General features: G+C 62.9%; 9 protein-coding genes and 1 pseudogene. 7 read left to right on the top strand and 3 right to left on the bottom strand.

Annotated features, from left to right (window positions below; genetic code table 11):
* The 7 genes and pseudogenes from EN969_RS07215 to EN969_RS07185 all read left to right on the top strand — a co-directional run.
* A pseudogene (locus EN969_RS07215) lies at positions 1-403 on the top strand (N-acetylmuramic acid 6-phosphate etherase); the annotation flags it as partial.
* 2 nt (positions 404-405) lie between these two features.
* Positions 406-1,665 (top strand): ABC transporter substrate-binding protein, encoded by a 1,260-nt coding sequence (locus tag EN969_RS07210; RefSeq protein WP_013528574.1) that lies wholly within the window; start codon positions 406-408, stop codon positions 1,663-1,665.
* Positions 1,666-1,909: 244 nt separating this feature from the next.
* Entirely contained in the window at positions 1,910-2,839 is a 930-nt protein-coding gene (locus EN969_RS07205) for a sugar ABC transporter permease (protein WP_013528573.1), read from the top strand.
* A gap of 11 nt (positions 2,840-2,850) precedes the next feature.
* Positions 2,851-3,690: a carbohydrate ABC transporter permease gene (locus tag EN969_RS07200; protein WP_013528572.1), complete on the top strand. Its 840-nt coding sequence runs from the start codon at positions 2,851-2,853 to the stop codon at positions 3,688-3,690.
* On the top strand, positions 3,687-4,154 hold the full coding sequence (locus EN969_RS07195) for a DUF4304 domain-containing protein (RefSeq protein ID WP_013528571.1): 468 nt from the start codon (positions 3,687-3,689) through the stop codon (positions 4,152-4,154). The genes EN969_RS07200 and EN969_RS07195 overlap by 4 nt, the downstream gene beginning before the upstream one ends.
* A 1-nt stretch (position 4,155) precedes the next feature.
* Entirely contained in the window at positions 4,156-5,211 is a 1,056-nt protein-coding gene (locus EN969_RS07190; protein ID WP_024502144.1) for a Gfo/Idh/MocA family oxidoreductase, read from the top strand.
* A 15-nt stretch (positions 5,212-5,226) separates the two neighbouring features.
* Positions 5,227-6,225: an ABC transporter ATP-binding protein gene (locus EN969_RS07185; RefSeq protein ID WP_024502143.1), complete on the top strand. Its 999-nt coding sequence runs from the start codon at positions 5,227-5,229 to the stop codon at positions 6,223-6,225.
* Positions 6,226-6,391: 166 nt separating this feature from the next.
* Here EN969_RS07185 and EN969_RS07180 read toward each other — a convergent pair whose 3' ends face one another.
* The 3 genes from EN969_RS07180 to EN969_RS07170 form a co-directional block, all read right to left on the bottom strand.
* Entirely contained in the window at positions 6,392-7,237 is an 846-nt protein-coding gene (locus EN969_RS07180) for a fumarylacetoacetate hydrolase family protein (RefSeq protein WP_024502142.1), read from the bottom strand.
* A 218-nt stretch (positions 7,238-7,455) separates the two neighbouring features.
* On the bottom strand, positions 7,456-8,187 hold the full coding sequence (locus EN969_RS07175; protein ID WP_013528567.1) for an SDR family oxidoreductase: 732 nt from the start codon (positions 8,185-8,187) through the stop codon (positions 7,456-7,458).
* Positions 8,188-8,373: 186 nt separating this feature from the next.
* A partial coding sequence (locus EN969_RS07170) for an aldehyde dehydrogenase family protein (protein ID WP_127419047.1) occupies positions 8,374-8,706 on the bottom strand: 333 nt, incomplete at its 5' end.

The following is an 8,706-nucleotide window of genomic DNA, read 5'->3' as shown; positions in this document are numbered from 1 at the left end:
GATCGCCGGCTCCACGCGCATGGGCGCCGGCACTGCCCAGAAGATCGCGCTCAACATGCTGTCGACGCTGACCGCCATCCATCTCGGCCATGTGCATGACGGCTACATGGTCAATCTCATGGCCGACAACATCAAGCTGCGCGACCGCGCGGCGCGTATCGTCGCCGCCGTCAGCGGCCGCGGCACGGACGAAGCGGCCCGCCTGCTCGAAAAGAGCGGCGGCGCGGTCAAGACCGCCATTCTGCTCGCCGCCGGCGCCGACAGCACTGACGCGGCGCAGAAGATACTGGAAGAGGCCGGCCAGAAGTTGCGGCCGGCCCTTTCCGCTATAGAGGGGAGCAAGGGCTCAAAAGCCTCTGTTCTCATCAAAACCGAACCTGAAAAAGGTCAACAGGGAGACTGAGCATGACAACGAAACTACTGACGGCACTGCTTTTGGGCACCAGCATTCTCGGCTCGGCCGGGTTGGCTCACGCCGACGACGTAACGCTCAACATCGAAAGCTGGCGCGGCGACGACCTTGCCATCTGGAAGGACAAGCTGATCCCGGCTTTCGAAGCCAAGAACCCGGGCATCAAGGTCGTGTTCGCACCGTCGGCTCCGACCGAATATGACGCCGCGCTCGGCGCCAAGCTCGCCGCCGGCTCGGCGGGCGACCTGATCACCTGCCGCCCGTTCGACAAGTCGCTTGAGCTGTTCAAGAAGGGCAACCTTGCCGATCTCTCGGCGCTGCCCGGCATGGAGAACTTTTCGCCGGTGGCCAAGTCCGCCTGGCAGACCGACGACGGCAAGGCGAGCTTCTGCGTGCCGATGGCTTCGGTCATCCACGGCTTCATCTACAACAAGGACGCCTTTGACAAGCTCGGCATCAAGGTGCCGGAGACCCGCGACGAGTTCTTCGCCGCGCTCGACAAGATCAAGGCCGACGGCACCTACATCCCGATGGCGATGGGCACCAAGGATCTCTGGGAAGCCGCGACCATGGGCTACCAGAACATCGGCCCCAACTACTGGAAGGGCGAGGACGGCCGCGCGGCGCTGATCAAGGGCGATCAGAAGCTGACCGACAAGGACTGGGTCGCGCCGTATGAGGAACTGGCCAAGTGGAAGCCTTATCTCGGCGATGGCTTCGAGGCGCAGACCTATCCGGACAGCCAGAACCTGTTCACGCTCGGCCGCGCCGCCATCTACCCGGCCGGCTCGTGGGAGATCGGCCTGTTCAACACCCAGGCGCAGTTCAAGATGGGCGCCTTCCCGCCGCCGGTCGAGAAGGCCGGCGACACCTGCTACATCTCCGACCATACCGATATCGGCATGGGCCTGAATGCGGCTTCGAAGAACGCCGATGCGGCCAAGACCTTCCTGTCCTGGGTCGCCTCGCCGGATTTCGCCACCATCTACGCCAACGCACTGCCGGGCTTCTTCAGCCTGAACTCCTCGCCGGTGAAGATGGAAGACCCGCTGGCGCAGGAATTCGTCTCCTGGCGCGGCAAGTGCAAGTCGACGATCCGCTCGACCTACCAGATCCTGTCGCGCGGCACGCCGAACCTCGAGAACGAGACCTGGGTTGAATCGGCCAACGTCATCAACGGCACCGATACGCCGGAAGCGGCGGCCAAGAAGCTGCAGACCGGCCTCGACAGCTGGTACCATCCGGCCAAGTAAGAGCTCAGGTAATGGAACCGGCCGGCGCACGCCTGGCCGGTTCCGGACTACCTCATTCAAAGTGCGCCTATTCAGATTGCGATTGTCGGCACCGCCTCCCGGCCTTACCCTCTCTTCGGGGAAGGCTAGCTGATCAGTCGCAGGCCTTTGTTCCTGCCGCATCGGCAGGAATGGTCGGGCCGTGCATCGAGGCATCATCTAGATCGATACCCTTTGGAACCGAGAGACGGCGGGGACCGAACTCATGGCCGCAGATATCAGACCGAAAAGACCGTTCCGCTGGCATATAGGCGTCTTCCTGGCGCCGGCGGTGCTTGTCTACACGGCAATCATGATCCTGCCGCTCGCCGGCACGCTGCAGCTCTCGCTGTTCCGCAACATCGAGCAGCACCAGGTCTTCGTCGGGCTGGAAAACTTCCGCATGCTGTTCGGCGATCCCAACTGGTCGGTGGGTTTCTGGAACGCGCTGAGGAACAACACCTGGTTCTTTATCATCCACATGCTGGTGCAGAACCCGATCGGCGTCATGCTGGCCGCGCTTCTGTCCAGCCCGAGACTGAGGTTCGCGGCCTTCTACCGCACGGCGATCTTCGTGCCGACCATCCTGTCCTTCGTCATCGTCGGTTTCGCCTGGAAGCTGATCCTGTCCCCGTTGTGGGGCGTAGCGCCGCATCTGATGGATCTCGTCGGCCTGAAAAGCCTGTTCACGCCATGGCTCGGCAAGGAACAATATGCGCTCACCGCACTCAGCCTGATTTCGGTGTGGCAGTTCGTCGGCATCCCGATGATGCTGATCTACGCCGCCCTGCTGTCGATCCCCGAAGAGGTGATCGAGGCCGCCGAATGCGATGGCATCACCGGCCTGGCGCAGTTCTGGAAGATCAAGCTGCCGCTGATCCTGCCGTCGATCGGCATCATCTCGATCCTCACCTTCGTCGGCAATTTCAACGCCTTCGACCTGATCTACACCGCGCAAGGCGCGCTCGCCGGGCCGAACTATTCGACCGATATTCTCGGCACTTTCCTCTACCGCGCCTTCTTCGGCTTCCAGCTGCAGGTCGGCGACCCCAATATGGGCGCGGCGATCGCCACGATGATGTTCCTGATCATCCTCGGCGGCGTCTGCGTCTATCTCTTTCTCGTCCAGACGCGCCTGCGTCGCTACCAGTTCTGAGGGGCCGAGAGATGAGCACCGCCACCCGTTCCGTACCCCGCACCATCGGCGCCCATGCGATCCTGTTGACCTACACGGTGATCGCGCTGTTTCCGGTGATCCTGGTGATCATGAACTCGTTCAAGTCCCGCGCCGGCATCTTCGGCGCGCCGCTGACGCCGCCGACGCCCAAAACCTTCGACCTGATCGGCTACACCACCGTCATCGGCCAGGGCGACTTCATCCACTATTTCCAGAACAGCCTCGTCGTCACCGTCGCCTCCCTGTTCCTCGTGCTCCTGTTCGGCGCCATGGCGGCGTTCGCGCTGTCGGAATACCGCTTCCGCGGCAACTCGCTGATGGGCCTCTATCTGGCGCTCGGCATCATGATCCCGATCCGGCTGGGCACCGTCGCCATCCTGCAATTGATGGTGGCGAGCGGGCTGGTCAACACGCTGACGGCGCTGATCCTGGTCTACACCGCGCAAGGCCTGCCGCTTGCCGTGTTCATCCTGTCGGAGTTCATGAAGCAGGTGTCCGACGATCTGAAGAATGCCGGCCGCATCGACGGCCTGTCGGAATACACCATCTTCTTCCGCCTGGTGCTGCCGCTGGTCAGGCCCTCGATGGCAACCGTCGCCGTCTTCACCATGATCCCGATCTGGAATGACCTGTGGTTCCCGCTGATCCTGGCGCCGTCGGAAGAAACCAAGACGGTGACGCTCGGCGCGCAGCTCTTCCTCGGCCAGTTCGTCACCAACTGGAACGCTATCCTGGCGGCGCTGTCGCTGGCGATCATGCCGGTGCTGATCCTCTACGTCATCTTCTCGCGGCAGTTGATCCGCGGCATTACTTCCGGAGCGGTGAAGTGAGCGGCGGGGAAGAAGCTATCGTACAGGCCCTCGTCGAGACAGCGAGCCACTATGGATTCCGGGGCGTTCGCGCCAAAAATTTCTACCGAGAGTGGCCGGAGACGATCTGTGTGCTGAACCTTCAGAAGTCTTCCTGGGGTCCGCAATTCTATATCAACGCTGCTGTCTGGTTTGCACGGCTTGGGCCGGAGCGCCGGCCGAAGGAATACAATTGTCACATTCGTTGGCGCGTCAATTCCCAGATGGAAGACGAGCAGTCGAAAGCGTTCGAGCAGGCGCTCAACCTTGAGCATCCCTTGCCTGATGATCAGAGGCTTTCACTGATCAAGGACGGAGTTGATGCCTATGGCTTTCGACTTTTGTCCCGGTGTGACAGCGAAGAAGCAGCCCTGCGGGTCGCAGATGAATGTGAGCCACAGGTGATGGTGGCTCTCGCAGCCCGCAGTCAAGAAAAGGCGAATTGAAATGGCCCAACCCCTGCGTGTCGTCGTCGCCGGCCTCGGCAATATGGGCCGCAGCCATGCGCTGGCCTACCATACCAATCCAGGTTTCCAGATCGCGGCGCTGATCAATCGCTCCGACGTGCCGCTGCCGGACGGGCTGTCGGGTTACGGCATCAGGCGCTCCTTCGACGAGGCATTGCGTGACGAAAAGCCCGATGTCGCCTGCATCGCCACCTATTCCGACAGCCATGCCGACTATGCGGTGAAGGCGTTCGAGGCCGGTTGCCACGTCTTCGTCGAAAAGCCGCTGGCAACGACGGTGGCCGATGCCAGGCGCGTCGTCGCGGCGGCCAAGGCCAACGGCAGGAAGCTGGTGATCGGCTACATCCTGCGCCATCACCCGTCCTGGATCAGGCTCATCGCCGAAGCGCGCAAGCTCGGCGGCCCCTACGTCTTCCGCATGAACCTCAACCAGCAATCCTCGGGCCATACCTGGGAGACGCACAAGCAGTTGATGCAGACGACCTCGCCGATCGTCGATTGCGGCGTGCACTATCTCGACGTCATGCTGCAGATCACCGATGCGAAGCCCGTGGAAGTGCGCGGCATGGGCGTGCGGCTGACCGACGAGGTCGCGCCCTCGATGTACAATTACGGCCACTTGCAGGTGCTGTTCGATGACGGTTCGGTCGGCTGGTATGAGGCCGGCTGGGGGCCGATGATTTCGGAAACCGCCTTCTTCGTGAAGGACGTCATCTCGCCCAATGGCTGCGTGTCGATCGTCATGAAGGAAGGTGTGAAGTCCGATGACATCGACACCCACACCAAGACCTCGACCATCCGCCTGCACAATGCGGCGACCGGCGCGGACGGCAAGTTCGCCAAGCCAGACGAGATGTTGTCGATGGAGGGCGAACCCGGCCATCAGGACCTCTGCGACCTCGAACAGGCCTTCGTGCTGAAGGCAATCCGCGAGGATCTCGATCTCACCAAACATATGGACGACGCGGTCAAATCGCTCGCCGTCTGCCTTGCCGCCGACGAGAGCGTGCGCAGTGGCGCCGCCGTCAAACTCTAGAACAGGGACGAAGCCGTGGGCTCGCTGAACATCGAGAACGTGAAGAAGGCCTTTGGGCCGGTCGAGGTGCTGAAGGGCATCAACCTCGAAGTGAACGACGGCGAGTTCGTCGTTTTCGTCGGGCCGTCCGGCTGCGGCAAGTCGACCCTGCTCAGGGTCATCGCCGGACTGGAGGATTCGACCTCGGGCCGCGTCGTCATCGATGGCGCGGACGTTTCGGCCACGCCGCCGGCCAAGCGCGGCATCGCCATGGTGTTCCAGACCTATGCGCTCTATCCGCATCTGACGGTGAAGAACAATATGGGCCTCGGCCTCAAGCAGGCCGGCACGCCGACCCCGGAGATCGAGCGCCGCATCGGCATCGCCTCGTCGATGCTGTCGCTGGAGCCCTATCTCGAAAGGCGGCCGGCCGAACTCTCCGGCGGCCAGCGTCAGCGCGTCGCCATCGGCCGCGCCGTGGTGCGCGAGCCGAAGCTGTTTCTGTTCGACGAGCCGCTGTCGAACCTCGATGCCGCGCTGCGTGTCAACACGCGGCTCGAGATCGCGCAATTGCACCGCCGGCTGAAGGCGACGATGATCTACGTCACCCACGACCAGGTCGAGGCGATGACCCTGGCCGACAAGATCGTGGTGCTCAACGCAGGGAAAATCGAGCAGATCGGTGGCCCGATGGAGCTCTACAATTCGCCGGCAAATGAGTTCGTCGCCGGCTTCATCGGCTCACCGAAGATGAATTTCGTCGACGGCGCCCGTCTCGGCGAAACCGCCAGGACCATCGGCGTGCGGCCGGAACATCTGACCGTCGATCCGAAATCCGGCTCCTGGAAGGGAACGGTGGTGCACGCCGAGCATCTCGGCGCCGACACCAACCTCTATCTCGACTGCGAGAAGGCCGGGCTGATCACCGTGCGGATTTTTGGTGTTTACGATGCCGAGCCGGGTGCCACGCTGTATGCGACGCCGGATCCGGCGAAGACGTATCGGTTTGGTGCGGATGGGAAGGTGCTGAAGTAGATACGCCGGCGCAGCCCCCTCACCCAGCCTCCGCTTCGCTCGGCTGACCTCTCCCCGAGGGGAGAGGAGATTGTCAGCGCCGACGCCAGTCTCTTCTCCCCAGCGGGGAGAAGGTGGCCGCGAAGCGGCCGGATGAGGGGGCAGCGCCGACCCCGAAATGTACTGCCTAAACGTCCGCCTTGAACGTCTGCTTCTGCTGCCCCAGGCCTTCAATGCCCAGTTCAACCACATCGCCGGCCTTCAAGAACACCGGCGGCTTCATGCCCAGCCCGACGCCGGGCGGCGTGCCGGTGGAGATGATGTCGCCGGGGTGCAGCGACATGAACTGGCTGAGATAGGAAACCAGATACTTGACGCCATAGACCATGGTCTTGGTCGAGCCGTTCTGCATCGTCTTGCCGTTGACGGTCAGCCACATTTTGAGGTTCTGCGGGTCGGCCACTTCGTCTTTGGTCACCAGCCATGGGCCGGTCGGGCCGAAGGTGTCGCAGCTCTTGCCCTTGGTCCACTGGCCCTGGCGCTCGGCCTGGAAGGCGCGTTCGGAGACGTCGTGGGCAACGCTATAGCCGGCAACATAGTCGAGCGCATCGGCCTCGCTGACATATTTGGCGGTTTTGCCGATGACCACGGCCAGCTCGACTTCCCAGTCGGTCTTCTCCGAGCCGCGGGGGATCAGCACGTCGTCATCCGGCCCGACAATGGCCGAGCTTGCCTTCATGAAGATGATCGGCTCCGGCGGCACGGTGGCGCCGGTCTCGGCGGCGTGGTCGGAATAGTTCAGGCCGATGCAGATGAACTTGCCCGTGCCGGCAACGCAGGCGCCGAGGCGCGGGCTGCCGGAAACCGCCGGCAGCGACTTCGGATCTAGCTTGGCGAGTGCTGCCAGCGATGCCGGATCGAGTGCCTTGCCGCCGATATCGGTGACGTGAGCGGAGAGATCACGGATCGTTCCATCCGCATCGAGCAGGCCGGGACGTTCGCTTCCCACCTCGCCATAGCGCAGCAGTTTCATCTAAATCCTTCTCCTGATTGCGGCCTCGCGGCCTTTTGCAAACTTTCCGCCAAGGCGATTGCTCCTTCAAGGAACCGGCGGACCGTACTCACCGACCTGACTACGGACAAGCGCGATCGCCATACAAGATAGCCGGCGCGCGGGATTTTCAGACTGTTCGATCCCCTGTTGAACGCCGGCAACGGGCCAGATCGTCCGGCCCACGCAAGATTCCGCAGTCAGATCGACCAGCCGCCGTCGATATTGTAGGCCTGCCCGGACGTGTACGTGGCGCCGGCCAGGTAGACGGCCAGATCGGCGATTTCCTCCGGCGTGCCGAGCCGGCCCATCGGCTGGCGGGCGATGAAGGCGGCGCGGGCGGCATCATAGTCGCCTTGCGCGTGCATGCGGTCCTGCAGCGACGGGCTCTCGACCGTGCCGGGGCAGATGGCGTTGCAGCGTATGCCCTTGCCGACATAGTCGGCGGCTATCGCCTTGGTCAGGCCGATGACCGCGGCCTTGGTCAGGCCATAGACGAAGCGGTTGGGCACGCCCTTGGTGGAACTGGCCAGCGAGGCCATGTTGATGATCGATCCGTCGCCGCGTTCCAGCATGCCGGGCAGCACGGCCCGGCTGGTGCGGATCATGGCGCGGACATTGAGGTTCAGCGCGAAATCGAGGTCGCCGTCCTTCATCTCCAGGATCGAGCCCGAATGGACGAAACCGGCGCAATTGAACAGCACGTCGACGACACCGATCTCGGCAAAGGCGGCGTTGACGGCTTCGTCGTTGAGCACGTCCAGCTTGCGGGTCTTGATCCCTGGCGTCTTGGCGAGTTCCGCCAGCAGCGTCTCGTTGATGTCGGTGGCGTAGACGATGGCGCCGGCTTTTGCGAAGGCCAGTGCGCTCGCCTTGCCGATCCCTTGCGCCGCTGCCGTGACGACAACGACCTTGCCTGCCAGATCCGCCATGCTGTTCTCCTCGTCCGCTGGGATAGTCCGGGTCTACCTGCGGCTGGCCAAGGCGTCATGTGCCAGTCACGCGTGATCGTGCAGCCTGCGCCGTTGACCGTTCACTGATAAAGATGTTTTTTCTCGTTAAAGAACATCTGTCCGGGCGTCAAGCCCGAACACGATCTGAACAGTACCGGCAGGCCATCAATCGCCGTAAGGCACCCAGACATTCTTGACCTCGACGGCGCGGCGTAGGAAGGCGTCGCCGGCGGCTTGGTCGGATGCCCAGTCGATGCCGCGGCCATTGCCGCTCCAGACGCGCTTGAGGTTGCCGATGGACTCGGCTTCCGCCTTGGCGCAGGTCTCGGCATCGGCGAACACCCAAAGCCCGTCGACATCGTCATGCTTGGCCAGCACGCCGGCGAGTTCGGCGCTGCGACCGGTGACGATGTTGATGGCGCCTGAGGGAATGTCGGAATATTCGATGACCTGGTAAAGATCGGTCGCCAGCAGCGGGTAGCGCTCCGACGGCACTGC

The sequence above is a fragment of the Mesorhizobium sp. M7A.F.Ca.CA.003.01.2.1 genome (assembly GCF_003998945.1).
GTDB classification, from domain to species: domain Bacteria; phylum Pseudomonadota; class Alphaproteobacteria; order Rhizobiales; family Rhizobiaceae; genus Mesorhizobium; species Mesorhizobium ciceri.
This window is presented reverse-complemented; position numbering and strand designations above follow the sequence as displayed.